Source organism: Umezawaea tangerina (assembly GCF_003002815.1).
GTDB lineage: Bacteria > Actinomycetota > Actinomycetes > Mycobacteriales > Pseudonocardiaceae > Umezawaea > Umezawaea tangerina.
Map to the genome: position 1 here is coordinate 275,680 of NZ_PVTF01000007.1, position 21,153 is coordinate 296,832.

A 21,153-nucleotide genomic window follows, 5' to 3' on the forward strand; every position below is an offset into this window, starting at 1 on the left:
CTGCCCGAGCTTCACGGTGAGGAACTCTGACATGCAGGAAGAACAGCAGGACAAGGTCGTCGACTACCTCAAGCGGGTCACGGTCGACCTGCGCAACGCCCGCCAGCGCGTGCAGGAGCTGGAGCTGCGTGACCACGAGCCGATCGCGATCGTGGGGATGGGGTGCCGGTACCCGGGCGGGGTGCGGTCGCCGGAGGACCTGTGGCGGCTGGTGGCCGACGGGGTCGACGCGATCACGGAGTTCCCCGCCGACCGCGGCTGGGACGTCGAGGCCCTCTACGACCCGGACCCCGACCACCTCGGGACGTCCTACGCCCGGTCCGGCGGCTTCCTGCACGACGCGGGCGACTTCGACGCGGGCTTCTTCGGGCTGAGCCCGCGCGAGGCGATGGCCACGGACTCGCAGCAACGGCTGCTGCTGGAGACGTCGTGGGAGGCGCTGGAGCGCGCCGGGATCGACCCGAAGTCGTTGCGCGGCAGCCGGACCGGCGTGTTCGCGGGCGTGATGTACAGCGACTACACCGACCTGCTGACCGGTGACCAGTTCGAGGGCTACCGCAGCACCAGCAGCGCTCCGAGCGTGGCGTCCGGCCGGGTGTCGTACTCCTTCGGTTTCGAGGGCCCCGCCGTGACCGTGGACACGGCGTGCTCGTCGTCGCTGGTGGCGTTGCACCTCGCCGCGCAGGCACTGCGCAGCGGCGAGTGCACGCTGGCGCTGGCCGGTGGTGTGGCGGTGATGTCCACGCCCGGCCTGTTCATCGAGTTCTCCCGGCAGCGGGGCATGTCCCCGGACGGCCGGTGCAAGTCGTTCTCCGACTCGGCGGACGGTGCGGGCTGGTCCGAGGGCGCGGGCATGGTCGTGCTGGAGAAGCTGTCCGACGCCCGTCGCCACGGTCACCGGGTGCTGGCCGTGATCCGCGGCTCCGCGGTGAACCAGGACGGCGCGTCCAACGGTCTGACGGCACCGAACGGTCCGTCGCAGCAGCGGGTGATCAAGCAGGCGCTGGCCAACTCCGGCCTCTCGCCGTCCGAAGTGGACGTCGTCGAGGCGCACGGCACGGGCACCACCCTGGGCGACCCGATCGAGGCCCAGGCGCTGCTGGCGACCTACGGGCAGGACCGCGAACGCCCGCTGCTGCTGGGGTCGGTGAAGTCCAACATCGGCCACTCCCAGTCCGCCGCGGGCGTGGCCGGTGTGATCAAGATGGTCATGGCCATGCGCAACGGCGTCGTGCCGAAGACGCTGCACGTGAGCGAGCCGTCCTCGCACGTGGACTGGTCGGCAGGCGCGGTCGAGCTGCTGACCGAGCGGACGGCCTGGCCCGAGACGGGCAGGCCGCGCCGCTCCGCTGTGTCGTCGTTCGGGATCAGCGGCACCAACGGTCACGTGCTCCTGGAGCAGGCGCCCGACGAGGACCCGGTCGTCCCGTCGGACGCCCCTGCCTCCCTGCTGCCGTGGGTGGTGACGGGCAGGTCGCCCGCCGCGGCGCGCGACCAGGCCGCGAACCTGGTGTCCTGGTTGGCCGAACGGCCGGACCTGCGACCGGTCGACGTCGCGCACTCGCTGGTGTCGACGCGTGCGCTGTTCGACTACCGGGTGGTCGTCGTCGGCGGTGACCGCGACGAGCTGGTCACCGGGCTGGAGGCCGCCGCGGCGGGTGCCTCGGCGCCGGGAGTGGTGACGGGTGAACGGGACGACGCCGACCGGAAGGTCGTCTTCGTCTTCCCCGGTCAGGGTTCGCAGTGGGTCGGCATGGGTGTCGCGCTGCTGGACGCGTCCCCGGTGTTCGCCGAGTCGATCGCCCGCTGCGCCGAGGCTCTGGCGCCGTTCGTGGGCTGGTCGTTGGTGGACGTGCTGCGTGGGGGCGATGGTGCGCCGCCGCTTGCGGGTGATGATGTGGTGCAGCCGGTGTTGTGGGCTGTGATGGTGTCGTTGGCCGCTGTGTGGCGGTCGTGGGGTGTGGTTCCTGCCGCGGTGGTCGGTCACTCGCAGGGTGAGATCGCGGCGGCGTGTGTTGCGGGTGCTCTGTCCCTTGAGGACGGTGCGCGGATCGTGTCCCTGCGCAGCCGTTTGGTGGCGAACGAGCTCTCCGGGCGGGGTGGGATGGTGTCGGTGACGGCATCTCGCGCCGACGTGGAGTCGCGGCTGGCCCAGTGGGACGGGCGGCTGTCGGTCGCGGCGGTGAACGGGCCGTCGAACGTCGTGGTCTCGGGCGAGGTCGAGGCGTTGGACGAGCTGATCGACTCGTGCGTGGGCGATGGTGTGCGGGCCAAGAAGGTCGCCGTCGCGTACGCGTCGCACTCGGCCCAGATGGAGCAGCTGGAAGGCGCGATCCTCGACGGGCTTGCGGGTCTCCGGCCGCGGGCGGGTGAGATCCCCTTCCTGTCGACCGTCACGGGCGACTGGCTGGACACCTCGACGATGGACGCGGGCTACTGGTTCCGGAACCTGCGCGAGACCGTCCAGCTGGAGACCGCCCTGCGGGTGCTGCTGGAGTCCGGGCACACCGCCTTCCTGGAGTCGAGCCCGCACCCGATCCTCACGGTCGGCGTCGAGGACACCATCGAGGACGCCGGCGCGGACGCGGTGCTGGTGGGCTCGTTGCGCCGTGACGACGGTGGCCTGGACCGGGTGCTGGCCGGGCTCGGGTCCCTGTTCGCCTCCGGTGTCCCCGTGGACTGGGCGTCGGTGCTCGGTGGCTCCGGGGTGCGGGTCGACCTGCCGACGTACGCCTTCCAGCACGAGCGGTACTGGCCCGAGGCGACGGCGGGCGTCGGCGACGTGTCGGGCGCCGGTCTGGTGGCCGTGGGACACCCGCTGCTGGGTGCCTCCGTGACGATCGGCGGCGGTCAGGGCACGGTCGTCACGGGCCAGCTCTCGGCCAGGTCGCTGCCGTGGCTGGCCGACCACGTCGTGGCGGGCCGGGTCCTGTTCCCCGTCGCCGGTCTCGTGGAGCTGGTGACCAGGGCGGCGGACGAGGTCGGGTGCGGTCGCATCGAGGAGCTGACGCCGACGGCGCCGCTGGTGGTGCCGGAGCACGGCGCGGTGTCGGTCCAGGTGTGGCTGGGGACACCGGACGAGTCCGGCCGTCGTGAGCTCGGCGTGTTCTCGCAGACCTCCGAGGACGAGTGGGTGCGGCACGCAGGCGGCGCGGTGGTCCGCGACGCCGGGACCGCGGCGGAGTGCGGCTTCGCCGCCGGGGTGTGGCCGCCGCAGGGCGCCGAGCCGGTCGCGGTGCCGGACGGCGTGTCCCACGCGCGGCTGTGGCGGCGCGGCGGTGACGTCTTCGCCGAGGTGGGCCTGCCCGAGCAGGACACCAAGGACCAGTCGTACGCGATCCACCCGGTGCTGCTGGACTCCCTGACGCGGGCGGTCGCCGCCCTCGACCACACCGCGCCCGGCCAGGTCGTCGTGCCGTCGGAGCTGACCGGGGTCTCGCTGTACGCGACCGGTGCCACCGCGCTCCGGGTCCACGTGACGCGCGAGGGCGACCGGGTCTCGCTGGTCGCCGCGGACGCCGCGGGTGACGCCGTGCTCGCCATCGGCTCGCTGGGCTTCCGGGCGCTGTCCGACCACGAGGTGACCGGGCTGGGCGGGAGGCCCCAGGACTCGGTCTACCACCTGGGGTGGGCGCCGGTGGCCGCGGTGGCCGCGGTCGACCTCGGCGTGCCCGCGGTGCTCGGACCGGACCTGCTGGACCTGCGCACACGCCTGACCGCCGCGGGTCGTCCGGTCGTCGAGGTACCGGACCTGGCCTCGTTGCGGGTGGGCGGCGCGCCGGCCGTGGTGCTGGTCCCGGTGGTCGGCGGGGACGACGTGGTCGCGGCGGCGCACGAGTGCGTCGGCGACACCCTGGACCTGCTGCGGGAGTGGTTGGCGGACGACGACTTCGCCGGGTCGAGGCTGGTGTTCGTGACCCGCGGCGCGACCGACGGTCGTGACCTGGGCGCGGCCGCGGTGTGCGGGCTGGTCCGGTCGGCGCAGACCGAGAACCCGGACCGGTTCTTCCTGCTGGACCTGGACGACGAGGACGACCTCGCCGCCGGGGTGGCCGCCCTGCTCGGCTCGGGCGCGCCGCAGGTCGCGGTGCGGGACGGCGTCGCGCGGGCTGCCCAGCTCGTCCGGCTGGCCGGGGACGTGGAGGTGGATCCGCTGGGCTGGGACCCGGACCGCACGGTGCTGGTCACCGGTGGCGGCGGGATCGGCGGCCGGGTGGCGCGGCACCTCGTCCACGCGCACGGGATGCGGCACGTGCTGCTGGCCAGCCGTCGCGGCCCGCTCGCCGACGACGTCGCGGACCTCGTGGCGGAGATCGCGGCCGCGGGCGCGGAATGCCGCGTGGTCGCGTGCGACGTCTCCGACCGCGAGGCCCTGCGGGAGCTGGTGGCCACTGAGAGCGCCGGTCGCGGCCTGACCGCGGTGGTGCACACCGCGGGTGTCCTGGACGACGGTGTCGTGGCGTCGGTGTCCCGCGACCGGGTGTCGGGGGTGCTGCGCCCCAAGGTGGACGGCGGGTGGTCGCTGCACGAGCTGACCCGCGACCTGGGGTTGGCGGGCTTCGTCGTGTTCTCGTCCCTGGCCGGTGTGGTCGGGAACGGTGGCCAGGGCGGCTATTCGGCGGCGAACGCGTTCCTGGACGGTCTGGTGGCGGCGCGGCGGCGGGAAGGGCTGCCCGGCGTCTCGCTCGCCTGGGGCGCCTGGGAGTCCGGTGTCGGGATGACCGGCGGCCTGCAGGAGCGGGACCTGGTGCGGTTGGGCCGGGACGGTCTGGCGGAGCTGTCGGTAGACGAGGGCCTCGGCCTGTTCGACGCGGCCGTCGGCTGCGGTGTGGCCAACGCGGTGCCGGTGAAGTGGGACTGGAGCGCCCTGCGCTCGCGGTTGACCACGCCGTGGGTGCTGCGCGGCCTGGTCGGCGTGCGGCGCCGGGTGGCGGGCACCGGGACGGCTCCGGCCGAGGGCGGCCTGGCCGGGCGGCTGCGCGGGATGGGCGCGGCGGACGCGCGCGGTGTCGTGACGGACCTGGTGCGCGCCGAGGTGGGCGTGGTGCTGGGACTGGGCTCCGGCGGTGACGTGGAGGTGACGCGGGAGTTCCGGAAGCTGGGGTTCGACTCGCTGCTGGGGGTCGAGCTGCGCAACCGGCTGGGGGTCGTGACGGGGCTGAGGCTGCCCGCCTCGCTGGTCTACGACTACCCGACCCCGGAGGCCGTCGTCACCTTCGTCCTCCAGGAGGTTCTTGGTCGGGCCGAAGGTCCGGGTGCGACCACGCCGGTCGCGTCGGCGACGACCGACGACCCGATCGCGATCGTCGGCATGGCCTGCCGGTTCCCCGCGGGGGTCGCCAGTCCGGAAGACCTCTGGCGGCTGCTCACCTCGGGCGGCGACGCGATCTCCGGCTTCCCCTCCGACCGCGGCTGGGACCTGGACGCCGTCTTCACCCCGAGCGACGGGCGCAACGCCAGCATCACCCGGTCCGGCGGCTTCCTGGACGACGTGACGGGCTTCGACGCCGCATTCTTCGAGCTGTCGCCCCGTGAGGCGACGGCGATGGACCCGCAGCAGCGCCTGCTGCTCGAGGTGGCGTGGGAGGCGTTGCAGCGGGCCGGGATCGACCCGCAGGCGATCCACGGCAGCCAGGCCGGGGTGTTCGTCGGGACCAACGGCCAGACCTACAGCTCGGTCCTCGCGGGCACCGACTACGAGCTCGAAGGGCACGCCGCCACGGGGACCGCGGCCAGCGTCATGTCCGGGCGGCTGTCGTACTTCCTCGGGATCGAGGGGCCCGCGGTCACCGTGGACACCGCGTGCTCGTCCTCGTTGGTGTCCCTGCACCTGGCGGCGCAGGCGTTGCGCGGCGGGGAGTGCTCGCTGGCGCTGGCCGGTGGTGTGTCGATGATGTCCACCCCCGACGTGTTCGTGGCGTTCTCCCAGCAGGGGGTGCTGTCCGAGGACGGCCGCTGCAAGGCGTTCTCCGACGCCGCCGACGGCACGAGCTGGTCCGAGGGTGTCGGGATCCTCGTGCTGGAGCGGCTTTCGGACGCCCAGCGCCTCGGCCACAAGGTGCTGGCCGTGGTGCGTGGGTCGGCGGTCAACCAGGACGGCGCGTCCAACGGGTTGACGGCGCCGAACGGTCCGTCGCAGCAGCGGGTGATCAAGCAGGCGCTGGCCAACTCCGGTCTCTCACCGTCCGAAGTGGACGCTGTCGAGGCGCACGGCACGGGCACCAAGCTCGGTGACCCGATCGAGGCGCAGGCGTTGCAGGCGACCTACGGCCAGGACCGCGACCGCCCGCTGTGGCTGGGGTCGGTCAAGTCCAACATCGGCCACACGCAGGCGGCCGCGGGTGTCGCGGGCGTGATCAAGATGGTCATGGCGATGCGGCACGGGGTGCTGCCGGAGACCCTGCACGTGGCGGAGCCGTCGTCCCATGTGGACTGGTCGGCCGGCACCGTGGAGCTGCTGACCGAACGGACGTCCTGGCCCGAGGTGGACCGCCCGCGCCGGTCGGCGGTGTCGTCGTTCGGCATCAGCGGGACCAACGCGCACGTGATCCTGGAGCAGGCTCCCGCGGTGGAGCCGGTCGACCGGGCGACGCGGACGGACGTCGTGGTGCCGTGGGTGTTGTCGGGCAAGTCCGCCGCCGCGGTCGAGGACCAGCTCTCGCGCCTGCGGGCGTGGGTGGACGAGCGGCCTGGGGCGACCGCTGTGGATGTCGGTCTGTCGCTGGCCGTGGCGCGGTCGCACTTCGACCACCGGGTGGCCCTGGTCGGTGACGCGGTCGTCGAGGGTGCCGCCGGGCGTGGTCGGGTCGGTGTGGTGTTCTCGGGTCAGGGTTCGCAGCGGCTGGGGATGGGTCGTGGGTTGTACGACCGGTTCCCGGTGTTCGCCACTGCCTTCGACGCCGTCGTGGCGGAGTTCGACGGTGTGCTGGACGGGTCGCTGCGGGACGTCGTGTGGGGTGAGGACGCCGAGGTCCTGAACCGGACGGGCTGGGCCCAGCCCGCGCTGTTCGCCCTTGAGGTGGCGTTGTTCCGGTTGGTCGAGTCGTGGGGCATCCGTCCCGAGGTGGTCGCCGGGCACTCGTTGGGCGAGATCTCCGCCGCGCACGTGGCCGGGGTGTTGACGCTGGCGGACGCGTGCGCGCTGGTGGCGGCACGCGCCCGGTTGATGGAGGCGCTGCCGCCGGGAGGGGCGATGCTGGCGGTGGGGGCCGCCGAGGCCGACGTGCTGCCGCTGCTGACCGGGCACGAGGTGTCGGTGGCCGCGGTCAACGGCCCGTCGTCCGTGGTGGTCTCCGGGGCGCTGGCCGCGGTGGAGCGGATCACGAGTGAGGTGGCGGATCGCGGGTGGAAGCACCGGCGGTTGGCGGTGTCGCACGCGTTCCACTCGCCGTTGGTCGACCCGATGCTGGCCGACTTCGAGGCGGCCATCGCCTCGGTCTCCTTCTACGATCCGCGGATTCCGGTGGTGTCCAACGTGACCGGTGTGGTCGCGGCCGCGGCGGAGATCTGCGCGGCCGGGTACTGGGTGCGGCACGTGCGCGAGCCGGTGCGGTTCGCCGACGGTGTGGCGGCGATGGACGTGGACGTCGTGCTGGAGCTGGGACCCGACGGTGTGCTCTCGGCGATGGTCGCCGAGATCGTGCCCGGTGTGGCCGCGGTGCCGGTCCTGCGCAAGGACCGGGGTGACGAGGTCGCCGCGGTGACGGCGTTGGCCTCGCTGCACACCCACGGGGTGCGGGTCGACTGGCGGGGGTTCTTCGCCGACACGGGCGCGGAGGTCGTCGACCTCCCGACCTACGCGTTCCAGCACCGGCGCTTCTGGCCGGAGCCGGGGACGGGTGCCGGGGACGTGACCGGTGCCGGACTGGTGTCGGTCGGACATCCCCTGCTGGGTGCCGTCGTGGAACTGGCCGTCGACGACGGCGTGGTGCTCACCGGACGGCTGTCGTCGCGGGCGCAGCCCTGGCTGGCCGACCACGCGATCCTGGGCCGGGTGTTGTTCCCCGGCACCGGTTTCGTCGAGCTGGCGCTGCGCGCCGGTGACGAGGTGGGCTGCGACCGGCTGGAGGAGCTGACGCTGACGTCCCCGCTGGTGCTGCCCGAGGACGGGACCGTCTCGGTGCAGGTGCGGGTCGCCGTCGCGGACGACCGGGGCCACCGGCAGATCGGGATCTTCGCCCGCCCCACCGACGACGACGCGGAGTGGACCCGGCACGCGACCGGCGTCCTGGGCTCCGGCGAGCCGGACGAGGCGTTCGACACCGGGACCTGGCCGCCCGCGGGAGCCTGGCCCATCGGGCTCGACGGCTTCTACGAACGGCTCTTCGACACGGGGTTCGGCTACGGCCCGGTGTTCCAGGGCCTGCACTCCGCCTGGGCGCGAGGCGACGAGTTCTTCGCCGAGGTGCGGCTCCCCGAGGACGCCGCGGGCAGGGCGGGCCAGTTCGGCCTGCACCCGGCGCTGCTCGACGCGGCGCTGCACACGACCAGCCTGATGCCGCTGGGCGACCGGAGCAGGCTGCCGTTCGCCTGGCAGGGCGTGAGCCTCGGCGCCGCCGGTGCCTCGGTGCTGCGGGTGCGGCTGGTGGCCGTGGGCGAGGACGCCGTGTCGCTGGTGGCGGTGGACGGCGCGGGTCAGGTCGTCGTGTCGGTCGACTCGTTGACGCTGCGCGCGGTGGACGCCGACCAGCTGTCGACGTCCCGTGCCCCCGGCCGGGACGCGCTCTACCGCGTCGACTGGACGCCTGTGCGGGCAACGGGTTCCGGCCCGCGCGCGGTCGTGCTCGGGCCGGACGTCCTCGGCGTCCAGGAGGTGCTCCACGCGTCCTGGACCGCCGACCTCGCCACGTTGGCCGGGCTCGACGACGTCCCACCCGCGGTCGTGGTTCCCCTGTCCGGTCGGGACGATGACGTCGTGGCGTCGGCGCACGAGCTGGCCGCCCGCGCGCTCGGGCTGGTGCAGGAGTGGGTGGGCGTCAAGGCGTTCGCCGGGTCACGGCTGGTGTTCGTGACCCGAGGGGCGACGACCGGTGCCGACCCCGCCGCGGCGACGGTGTGGGGACTCGTGCGGACGGCGCAGACCGAGAACCCCGGCCGGTTCCGCCTGGTCGACGTCGACGCCGGGACCCCGGCGCTGCTCGACGCCCTCGGCACCGACGAGCCGCAGGTGCTCGTGCGCGATGACGGGATCCTCGTTCCCCGGCTGGCCCGAGTCTCCGCCGCGCCGTCGGGGTTCTCCTGGGACCCGGCCGGCACGGTCGTGGTCACCGGTGCGACCGGTGGCCTCGGCCGGGAGGTGGCCAAACACCTGGTCACCGCCCACGGCGTGCGGCACCTCCTGCTGCTGGGCCGCCGAGGTCCGGCCGCCGAGGGCGCGGCGGAGCTGGTGGCCGAGCTGGTGGAGCACGGTGCCACCGCGGCGCTCGTGGCCTGCGACGTGGCCGACCGCGCCGCCCTGGACGCGGCGTTGGCGACCGTCGCGGACGAGCACCCGGTCAGCGTCGTGGTGCACGCGGCGGGCACGCTGGACGACGGCGTGATCGACGCGCTCACCCCGGACCGCCTGGACGCCGTGCTGCGCGGCAAGGTGGACGCCGCCTGGAACCTGCACGAGGCGACCCGCGACCGCGAGCTGGCCGGGTTCGTCGTGTTCTCCTCCGTCGCCGGACTCCTGGGCAACGCGGGGCAGGGCAGCTACGCCGCCGGGAACACGTTCCTGGACTCCCTGGCCGAACACCGCAGGAACCACGGCCTGGCGGCGGTCTCGCTGGCCTGGGGCGCGTGGGACCCGGAGATCGGGATGATCGCGGGCCTGACGGACAGCGACCGCGGCCGGATCGCCAGGGAAGGCGTTGTCGCCCTGACGGTCGAGCAGGGGCTGGAGCTGTTCGACACGGCACTCGGCCACGACGAGGCCGTCCTGGCGCCCGCGCTGCTCGACCTGCCCGCGGTGCGGTTGAAGGGCGACGTGCCCGCGCTGCTGCGCGGTCTGGTCCCGGTCCGCACCCGCCGGGCGATGGCCCGGTCGTCCGCCCAGACCGCGGACGGCCTGGCGCGCAGGCTCGCGCCGCTGTCCCCACCGGAACGCCAGGTCCTGGTGCGGGACATGGTCCGCGCCCAGGTCGCGGGCGTGCTCGGGCACGCGGACTCCACCGCGGTCGACCCGAACCGGAACTTCCAGGAGCTCGGGCTCGACTCGTTGACGGCCGTGGAGCTGCGCAACAGGCTGAACTCGACGACCGGCCTGACGCTGCCCGCGACGCTGGTCTTCGACTACCCGACCGCGGCCGCCCTGACCGGCTTCCTGCTCGACGAGCTGCTCAGCGCCGGGGGAGAGGAGCTGATCCCGGTCAGCGCCCTGCCGTCGGTCGCCGACGACCCGGTCGTGATCGTGGGCATGGGGTGCCGCTACCCCGGTGGCGTGCGGTCGCCGGAGGACCTGTGGCGGCTGGTCCGGGACGAGGTCGACGCGGTATCAGACTTCCCCGCCGACCGCGGCTGGGACCTCGACGTGCTGTTCGACCCGGACCCGGACAACACCGGCACGTCCTACGCGCGCTCGGCCGGTTTCCTCCACGAGGCCGGTGACTTCGACGCGGCGTTCTTCGGGCTGAGCCCGCGCGAGGCGATGGCCACGGACTCGCAGCAGCGGTTGCTGCTGGAGGTGTCCTGGGACGCGCTGGAAGGTGCGGGCATCGACCCCTTGTCGTTGCGCGGCAGCAAGACCGGTGTCTTCGCCGGTGTGATGTACAGCGACTACGGCGACCTGCTGTCGGGGGTGGAGTTCGAGGGTTTCCGCGGCAACGGCAGCGCCCCGAGCGTGGCCTCGGGCCGCGTGTCGTACTCGCTGGGGTTCGAGGGTCCCGCGGTGACTGTGGACACGGCGTGCTCGTCGTCGCTGGTGACGATGCACCTGGCGGCGCAGGCCCTGCGCAGCGGTGAGTGCTCGCTGGCGTTGGCCGGTGGTGTCACGGTGATCTCGAAGCCGGACCTGTTCATCGAGTTCTCCCGCCAGCGTGGGCTCGCGCCCGACGGCCGGTCCAAGCCGTTCTCGGACTCCGCGGACGGCGTCGGCTGGGCCGAGGGCGTCGGCATGGTCGTGCTGGAGCGGCTGTCGGACGCCCAGCGCCTCGGCCACCGGGTGTTGGCCGTACTGCGTGGTTCGGCGGTGAACCAGGACGGCGCGTCGAACGGTCTGACGGCGCCGAACGGTCCGTCGCAGCAGCGGGTGATCCGCCAGGCGTTGGCGAGCGCGGGGCTGTCCCCGGCCGACGTGGACGTCGTGGAGGCGCACGGCACCGGGACGACCTTGGGCGACCCGATCGAGGCGCAGGCGCTGCTGGCGACCTACGGTCAGGATCGTGACCGACCGTTGTTGCTGGGGTCGGTCAAGTCGAATATCGGGCATTCCCAGGCTGCCGCGGGTGTGGCGGGCGTGGTGAAGATGGTCATGGCGATGCGCAACGGCGTGGTGCCGAAGACGCTGCACGTGACCGAGCCGTCGTCCCACGTGGACTGGTCGGCCGGTGCCGTGGAGCTGTCGACCGAGCGCACCGACTGGCCGGAGGTAGGGAGGCCGCGCCGGGCCGCGGTGTCCTCGTTCGGGATCAGCGGCACGAACGCGCACCTGATCCTGGAGCAGGCACCCGGCGTCGAGGTGGCGGAGCCGCTCGGCGAAGAGCCGGTCGCGGTGCCGTGGGTGCTGTCGGGCAAGTCGGCGGCCGCGGTGCGGGAGCAGGCCGGGAACCTGGTGTCCTGGTTGGCGGACCGGCCCGAGGTGCGGCCGGTGGACGTCGGGCATTCGCTGGTGTCGTCCCGGTCGACCTTCGACCACCGGCTGGTCGTGGTGGGCGGTGACCGGGACAAGCTCGTGGCCGGGCTCCGGGCCGCGGCCGAAGGCCTGCCCGGCGACCTGGTCGTCGGCGGTGGGGGTCCGGCCGCGGCCGACCGGAAGGTGGTCTTCGTCTTCCCCGGTCAGGGTTCGCAGTGGGTGGGCATGGGTGTCGCGCTGCTGGACGCGTCCCCGGTGTTCGCGGAGCGGATCGGTGAGTGCGAGCGGGCGTTGCGCCCGTTCGTGGGGTGGTCGTTGGTGGACGTGCTGCGGGGTGTGGAAGGTGCGCCGCCGCTTGCGGGTGATGATGTGGTGCAGCCGGTGTTGTGGGCTGTGATGGTGTCGTTGGCCGCTGTGTGGCGGTCGTGGGGTGTGGTTCCCGCTGCGGTGGTCGGTCACTCGCAGGGTGAGATCGCGGCTGCGTGTGTGGCGGGTGCTCTGTCCCTTGAGGACGGTGCGCGGATCGTCTGCCTGCGCAGTGGTCTGGTCGCCAGGGAACTGTCGGGCCAGGGTGGCATGGCGTCGGTGACGGCGTCCCGCGTCGACGTGGAGTCGCGGCTCCTGCGGTGGGACGGGAAGCTGTCGGTGGCCGCGGTGAACGGGCCGTCGAACGTCGTGGTCTCGGGCGAGGTCGAGGCGTTGGAGGAGTTGATCGACTCCTGCGTGGGCGATGGTGTGCGGGCGAAGAAGGTCGCCGTGGCCTATGCGTCGCACTCGGCCCAGATGGAGCAGTTGGAGGGCGCGATCCTCGATGGGTTGGCGGTTTTGGAGCCGCGGTCGAGTGAGGTGCCGTTCCTGTCGACGGTGACGGGTGACTGGTTGGACACCTCGACGATGGACGCGGGCTACTGGTTCCGGAACCTGCGCGAGACCGTGCAGCTGGAGACCGCCCTGCGGATCCTGCTCGGGACGGGCCACGGTGTGTTCCTGGAGTCGAGCCCGCACCCGATCCTGACGGTCGGCGTCGAGGACACCATCGAGGATGCGGGTGCGGATGCGGTGCTGGTGGGGTCGTTGCGTCGTGACGACGGTGGCCTGGACCGGGTGTTGACGGGGCTGGGGTCGTTGTTCGTCGCGGGGGTCGCGGTGGACTGGGCTTCGGTGTTCGGCGGTGCCGGTGTGCGGGTCGACCTGCCGACGTACGCCTTCCAGCACGAGCGCTTCTGGCCGGAGGCCACGACCGGGACGGGTGACGTGTCGGGCGCGGGCCTGGTGGCTGTCGGCCACCCGTTGCTGGGCGCCGCCGTCGAGCTGGGCGGCGGTCAGGGCACGGTCGTCACGGGACAGGTGTCGGTGCGGTCGCTGCCGTGGCTGGTCGACCACCTGGTCCTCGACCGGATCCTGTTCCCCGGCGCGGGTTTCGTGGAGCTGGTGACCAGGGCGGCCGACGAGGTCGGGTGCGACCGGATCGAGGAGCTGACCTTGACGGCACCGCTGGTGGTGCCGCACCAGGGTGTGGTCGCGGTCCAGGTGTGGCTGGGACCGGCCGACGAGGAGGGCCACCGCGAGATCGGTGTGTTCTCCCGCGGAGCCGACGACGAGTGGGTGCGCCACGCCGGTGGTGTGGTGAGCACCGGCACCGGAACCACCGCCGACCACTCCTTCGCCGCCGGGGTGTGGCCGCCCCGTGGCGCCGAACCGGTCGCGCTGGACGACTTCTACGCCCGGATGGCCGATCGCGGGCTTGACTACGGCCCGGTGTTCCAGGGCCTGGAGTCCGCGTGGCGGCTCGGGGACGAGGTCTTCGCCGAGGTGGCACTGTCCGACCAGGAACCCGGTGTGGACGCGTTCGGCATCCACCCGGCCCTGCTCGACGCCGTCCTGCACGGGGCGGTCTTCACGGGGTACGACTCGGACACGTCCCTGCTGCCGTTCGCGTGGTCGGGCGTCTCCCTGCACGCGACCGGCGCGTCGACGTTGCGGGTCCGGCTGGTCCGCACGGACGGAGGCGTCTCGATCGTCGCCGCCGACGCCGAGGGTGAGCTGGTCGTGTCCGTCGACTCGCTCGACTTCCGGGCGGTGACCGCCGAGCAGCTGGCGAGCTCGGACCCGGCCCCGTCGGGCGGTCGGCTGCGGATGGACTGGTCGCTGGTGACCGCTCCCGGCGCGGAGGTCGGCGTACCCGCCGTCCTCGGACCGGACCTGTTCGACCTGACCGAGGCGCTGGAGTCGGCCGGGGTGACGACGACCGCGCACGCCGACCTGGCCGCGCTGAGGTCGGCCGCGGTACCCGGTGTCGTCCTGGTCCCCGTCGCGGGTGAGGCCGGTGTCGTGACATCTGTGCACGAGACCGCGGCGAGCGTGCTGGGCCTGTTGCAGGAATGGCTGGCGGGCGAGGAGTTCGTGGACTCGCGGTTGGTGGTCCTGACCCAGGGCGCGATGTCCGGCCAGGACCTGGTGGCCGCGGCCGTCTGGGGACTGGTCCGGACCGCGCAGACGGAGAACCCGGACCGGTTCGTCCTGGTCGACTGGGACGGCGGCGACCTGCCGCTGGACGTGGTCCTGGGATCGGGCGAACCGCAGCTGCTGGTGCGCGGAGGACAGGTGCACGCGGCACGGCTGGCCCGTGCGGACGCCGACCCGGTGTCCGACGTCCGGTGGGACCCGGACGGCACGGTGGTGATCACCGGCGGTGGTGGCCTCGGCGGGCAGGTGTCGCGGCACCTGGTGAACCGCCGCGGCGTCCGGCACCTGCTGCTGCTCAGCCGGTCCGGCCCCGACGCCCCCGGCGTCGAGGACCTGGTGACCGAGCTGACCGACCTGGGCGCGTCCGTCGTGGTGCGGGCGTGCGACGTCGCGGACCGCGACGCGCTCGCCGTCGCGCTGGCCGAGGTGCCGGTCGAGCACCCGGTGCGCGCTGTGGTCCACACCGCCGGTGTCCTGGACGACGGCGTGCTGGACTCGTTGACCGCGGAGCGGGTCTCCCGCGTGCTGCGGCCCAAGGTGGACGCGGCGTGGCACCTGCACGAGCTCACCCGCGACCTGGACCTGACCGCGTTCGTGCTGTTCTCGTCGATGGGCGGGACGTTCGGCGCCGCGGGACAGGCCAACTACGCCGCCGCGAACGCGTTCCTGGACGCGCTCGCCCAGCGGCGGCAGCGGGACGACCTGCCCGCCGTGTCGCTGGCGTGGGGCACCTGGGCGACCGAGACGGGCATGACCACGGGGCTGGCCGCCGCGGACCGCGCGCGGATCGGCCAGGCCGGGATGCCGCCGATGACCGTCGAGCAGGGGATGGCGCTGTTCGACGCCGGGATCGCGTGCGGTGACCCCGTCGTGCCGGCCATGGTGCTGGACGTCAAGGGGATGCGCACGCGCTCGGACGTCCCGGTGTTGTTGCAGGGCCTCGTTCCCGCGTCGAAGCGGCGGGCGGCGGCCCGGACGCGGGTCGACGCGGGCGGCTTCGTCCAGCGCCTGCTGGCGCTGTCCGCGGCCGACCGGCAAGAACTGCTTGAGGACGTCGTCCGGACCCGGGTCGCGGCGGTGCTGCGGCACGGGGACTCCGCCGCGATCGACCCGGACCGCAAGTTCAAGGAGCTCGGGCTCGACTCGCTGACGGCCGTGGAGCTGCGCAACGGCCTCAGCGCGGCGACCGGGCTCAAGCTCCCGGCCACGCTGGTGTTCGACTACCCGACCGCGTCGGCGTTGGCCGCCTACCTGCTGGACCGCCTGCTCGGTGGTGCGGCGCAGGCGGCCGTCCCGCTCAGCGCCCTGCCCCCGGTCACCGACGACCCGATCGTCATCGTGGGCATGGGGTGCCGCTACCCCGGCGGGGTGCGGTCGCCCGAGGACCTGTGGCGGTTGGTGGCCGACGGTGTCGACGCGATCTCGGAGTTCCCGGACGACCGTGGCTGGGACCTGGAGGGGATCTACGACCCGGACCCCGCTCACGCGGGCACGTCCTACGCGCGGACGGGTGGTTTCCTCTACGACGCGGGTGACTTCGACGCGGGGTTCTTCGGGCTGAGCCCGCGCGAGGCGATGGCCACGGACTCCCAGCAGCGGCTGCTGCTGGAGACCTCGTGGGACGCCCTCGAACGGGCCGGGATCGACCCGCTGTCCTTGCGCGGCAGCAGGACCGGTGTCTTCGCGGGCGTGATGTACAGCGACTACGGCGACCTGCTGTCGGGCGTCGAGTTCGAGGGCTTCCGCGGCAACGGCAGCGCCCCGAGCGTCGCCTCCGGCCGGGTCTCCTACTCGTTCGGGTTCGAGGGCCCGGCGATGACCGTGGACACGGCGTGCTCGTCGTCGTTGGTGTCGCTGCACCTGGCGGCGCAGGCGTTGCGGGCGGGGGAGTGCTCGCTGGCGCTGGCAGGCGGGGTGACCGTGATGTCGAAGCCGGACCTGTTCATCGAGTTCTCCCGGCAGCGGGGCATGTCCCCGGACGGCCGCTGCAAGTCCTTCTCCGACTCCGCCGACGGCGCTGGGTGGTCCGAAGGCGTCGGGATGCTCGTGCTGGAGCGGTTGTCGGACGCGCAGCGCCTTGGCCACCGGGTGTTGGCCGTGGTGCGTGGTTCGGCGGTGAACCAGGACGGTGCGTCCAACGGGTTGACGGCGCCGAACGGTCCGTCGCAGCAGCGGGTGATCCGCCAGGCACTGGCGGGCGCCGGGCTCTCACCGTCCGAAGTGGACGCTGTGGAGGCGCACGGAACCGGCACCACCCTGGGTGACCCGATCGAGGCGCAGGCACTGCTCGCGACCTACGGGCAGGACCGCGACCGCCCGTTGCTGCTGGGGTCGATCAAGTCGAACATCGGCCACTCCCAGGCGGCCGCGGGTGTCGCCGGCGTGATCAAGATGGTCATGGCGATGCGCCACGAGCTGCTGCCCAAGACGCTGCACGTGACGGAGCCGTCGACGCACGTGGACTGGTCGGAGGGCGCGGTCGAGCTGCTGACCGAGCACACCGAGTGGCCGCGGGTCGACCGTCCTCGACGGTCGGCGGTGTCGTCGTTCGGCATCAGCGGCACGAACGCGCACGTGATCCTGGAGCAGGCTCCCGCGGTGGCGGCCGAGGAATCCCCGGCCGTCGTCGACCGGGTGGTGCCGTGGGTGCTGTCGGGCAAGTCCGCCGCCGCGGTCGGCGAGCAGGTCGAGCGGCTGCGGGCGTGGGTCGGTGACCGGCCGGGGCTCAGTGCCGCGGACGTGGGCCTGTCGTTGGCCGTGGGGCGTTCCCACTTCGACCACCGCGTGGCCCTGGTCGGCGACGCGGTCGTCGAGGGTGTCGCCGGGCGTGGTCGGGTCGGTGTGGTGTTCTCGGGTCAGGGTTCCCAGCGGCTCGGGATGGGTCGTGGGCTGTACGAGCGCTTCCCGGTGTTCGCCACCGCTTTCGACGCGGTGGTGGGGGAGTTCGAGGGCCTGCGGGACGTGGTGTGGGGTGAGGACCAGGAGGTCCTGAACCGGACCGGGTGGGCCCAGCCCGCGCTGTTCGCCCTTGAGGTGGCGTTGTTCCGGTTGGTCGAGTCGTGGGGTGTGCGGCCCGAGGTCGTGGCCGGGCATTCGCTGGGTGAGATCTCGGCCGCGCACGTGGCCGGGGTGCTGTCGCTGGCGGACGCGTGCGCGCTGGTGTCGGCTCGTGCCCGGTTGATGGAGGCGCTGCCGTCCGGCGGGGCGATGGTGGCGGTCGCGGCCTCCGAGGCCGACGTGCTGCCGCTGCTGGCCGGGCACGAGGACGAGGTGTCCGTGGCCGCGGTCAACGGGCCGTCCTCGGTGGTCATCTCCGGAACGCTGGACGGCGTGGAGTCGATCGCGGCCGAGCTGGCAGCCAGGGGGGTGCGGACGAAGTCCTTGGCGGTGTCGCACGCCTTCCACTCGCCGCTGATGGACCCGATGCTGGCCGACTTCGAGGCGGCGCTCGCGTCGGTCTCGTTCCACGAGCCGGTGGTCCCCGTGGTGTCCAACGTGACCGGCGAGGTCGCGACGGCGGAGATGCTGTGCACCGGCACCTACTGGGTCGAGCACGTGCGCGAGCCGGTGCGGTTCGCCGACGGCGTCACGGCCATGGACGTGGACGTCGTGCTGGAGCTGGGACCCGACGGTGTGCTCTCGGCGATGGTCCAGGAGCTGGTACCCGGTGTCGCGACCGTCGCCGCGTTGCGGAAGGACCGCGACGAGGAGGTCGCGGCGGTGACGGCGTTGGCGTCGCTGCACACCCGCGGGGTGCGGGTCGACTGGGACGCCTTCTTCGCCGACACGGGCGCCGGGCTGGTCGAGCTCCCCACCTACGCCTTCCAGCACCAGCGCTTCTGGCCGGAGCCGGGGGCGGGCACCGGTGACGTGACCGGCGCCGGACTGGCCTCCGCCGGGCACCCGCTGCTCGGCGCCACGGTCCAGCTGGCGGGTCAGGACGACGTCGTGCTGACCGGGCGGTTGTCGCGGCGGTCGTCGCCGTGGCTGGCCGACCACGTGGTGATGGGGCGGACCTTGTTCCCCGGCACCGGGTTCGTCGAGCTGGCGCTGCGCGCGGGCGACGAGGTCGGGTGCGACCTGGTCGAGGAGCTGACGCTGGCCTCGCCGCTGGTGCTGCCGGAGGTCGGCTCGGTCCCGGTGCAGGTGCGGGTGGGAGCCGGCGACGAGCAGGGCCGCCGGGAGATCGGGATCTTCACCCGGTCCGAAGAGGACGGTGCGCGGTGGACTCGGCACGCGGTCGGGTTCCTCGCCTCCGGCGCGGGGGAGACCGCGTTCGACTCCGGGACCTGGCCGCCCGCCGACGCCGAAACCCTCGACGTCGCCGGGCTCTACGACCGCCTGGTGGACGCGGGCTTCGAGTACGGTCCCGTCTTCCGCGGTCTGCGGGGGTTGTGGCGGCGTGGCGAGGAGTACTTCGCCGAGGTCGGCCTGCCCGACACCGAGCAGGAGGCGGCGGGCGCGTACGGCATCCACCCGGCCCTGCTCGACGCGGCCCTGCACGCCGCCGGTGTGATGTCGTTGGGAGACCGGAGCAGGCTCCCGTTCCTGTGGCAGGGCGTGTCGCTCGGTGCCTCGGGCGCGTCCGCGGTGCGGGTCCGCCTGGTGGCGGTGGGCGAGGACGCGTTGTCCCTCGTCGCGGTCGACGGCGCGGGCGAGGTCGTCGTGTCGGTTGATTCGTTGGTGCTGCGCGAGGTGAGCGCCGAGCAGGTGGCGGCGGCTCGTTCGACCGCACGGGACTCGCTCTACCGCGTCGACTGGACGCCGGTCCGCACCGCGGGCGTGGACGTCGCCACGGCGGCCGTCCTCGGCCCGGACGCGTTCGGGTTGGTCGAACGCCTCGCCTCCGCGGGTGTCGAGGCCTCGTCCGTCCCCGACCTGCCCTCGCTGGCGCTCGGTGGCGAACCGGTGCCCTCGGCGGTCCTGGTCCCCGTGACGGGGACGGGCGAGGTGGTGACCTCCGCGCACAGCCTCACCGCGTGGACGTTGGCCCTGGTCCAGGACTGGTTGGCCGAGGAGGCGTTCGCCGGGTCGCGGCTGGTGTTCGTCACCAGGGGCGCGACCACGGGGCAGGACGTCGCCGCGGCGGCCGCCTGGGGCCTGGTCCGGTCCGCGCAGACGGAGAACCCCGGTGCCTTCCAGCTGGTCGACCTGTTGGACGAGGGCGACGCGGCGCTGCCGCTCGCCCGGATCCTCGGGATGGACGAGCCGCAGGTCGTGGTGCGCGGTGACGAGCTGAGCGCGGCCAGGCTGGTGCCCGCGCACACCTCGGGCGCCGGACAGGAATGGGACCCGGACGGCACCGTGGTGATCACGGGCGGCACCGGCGGCCTGGGCGGGCTGGTCGCCCGGCACCTGGTCGTCGGGCACGGCGTCCGGAACCTGCTCCTGCTCAGCCGTCGGGGCCCGGCGGCCGCCGGTGCCGCCGACCTCGTGGCCGAACTGGCCGGGCACGGCGCGGAGGCACGGGTGGTCGCCTGCGACGCGGCCGACCGCTCCTCGGTGGCCGACGCGCTGCGGACGGTGTCCGAGGACCACCCGGTCCGCGCGGTGATCCACACCGCGGGCGTGCTGGGCGACGGCGTGATCGCGTCGCTGACGCCGGACCGCGTGGACGGGGTGTTCGACCCGAAGGTGGACGCCGCGTGGCACCTGCACGAGCTCACCCGCGACCTGGACCTGACGGCGTTCGTGGTCTTCTCGTCCATGGCGGGTCTGTCCGGTGCCGCCGGGCAGGGCGCCTACGCGGCCGCGAACGCGTTCCTCGACGCGCTGATGAGGTCACGCCGGGCGCAGGGCCTGCCCGGCCTGTCGCTGGCGTGGGGACCGTGGGAGCGCGGGGACGGGATGACCGCGGACATCGGTGAGGTCGACGTCCAGCGGATGCGGCGGTCCGGGGTGCTGGACCTGTCCGCCGCGCAGGCCCTCGCCCTGTTCGACGCGTCCTCGGCCGCGGGCGAACCGGTGCTGGTCCCGGTGCGGCTCGACCTCGGCGGGCCGGTCGAGATCCCCGCGCTGTTCCGGGGTCTGGTCCGCAGGCCCGTCCGCCGGGCCGCGGTGGCCGGTGCCCAGCAGGTCGACACCATCGTGCGGCGGCTGAGCGGGGTTGTGGGGCAGGAGCGGCACGCGATCCTGCTGGACGTGATCCGGGACCACGCCGCCGCGGTGCTGAACCACAAGGACCTCACCGCGCTCCAGCCGGACGCCCGGTTCCAGGACCTGGGCTTCGACTCCCTGATCGCCGTGGAGTTCCGCAACCGCCTCGGCACGGCCGTCGGTCTCCGGCTGCCCGCGCCGCTGCTGTTCGACTACCCGACGCCCGCGGAGCTGGTGGAGTACCTGATGCCGCAGCTGGTCACCGGCGGCGTGGAGATGGGCCCGTCGGCGCTGCTCGACCAGTTGGACGGGCTCGCCAAGCTGCTGGACGACATGCGGGTCGACGACGTCGTGCACAAGCAGGTGGCCTCCCGGATCGAGGTGCTCAAGACCAAGTGGGCGGCGACGCAGGTACCGGTCGCGGCCACCGGGGACCTCGACTTCCAGTCGGCGTCCGACGACGACGTCTTCGACTACCTGGACCGGGAGCTCGGCCTGTCCTGACGCCCACCACGCGGTGTCCCCGACCGGTCCGGTCGGGGCCGCGGATCCACCCGACAAGCCGGGCGGCCTCCACGGAGGCGCCCGGCTTGTCGGCGTTCGGAGCCCACTTCACCGCATGTCCGGTGGAATGCGCATTCGGACAATGGCACTTTTATGTCAGGTCGTCCGCCGATTTTCGGCGGCTGAGAGTGTGCCCACTGGGTGGGAATAATGGTTCACCTGTTGGTGTGGGTGGCGTCACAAGCGTGCGGGTGCGGCAAGGGTGGGTCATCTTTGTGCAGGTCCAGGGGTTTCGGGCGGACCACACCTCGTCCCGC

At 73.3% G+C, this 21,153-nt stretch carries 1 protein-coding gene; it reads left to right on the forward strand.

All coding sequences use genetic code 11. The features are described 5' to 3' along the window. Positions 1–31: 31 nt before the first annotated feature. Positions 32–20,836 carry a type I polyketide synthase gene (locus tag CLV43_RS24190; protein WP_106189554.1) on the forward strand — a complete coding sequence of 6,935 codons (20,805 nt, stop codon included), beginning with the start codon at positions 32–34 and terminating at the stop codon, positions 20,834–20,836. Positions 20,837–21,153 lie beyond the last annotated feature (317 nt).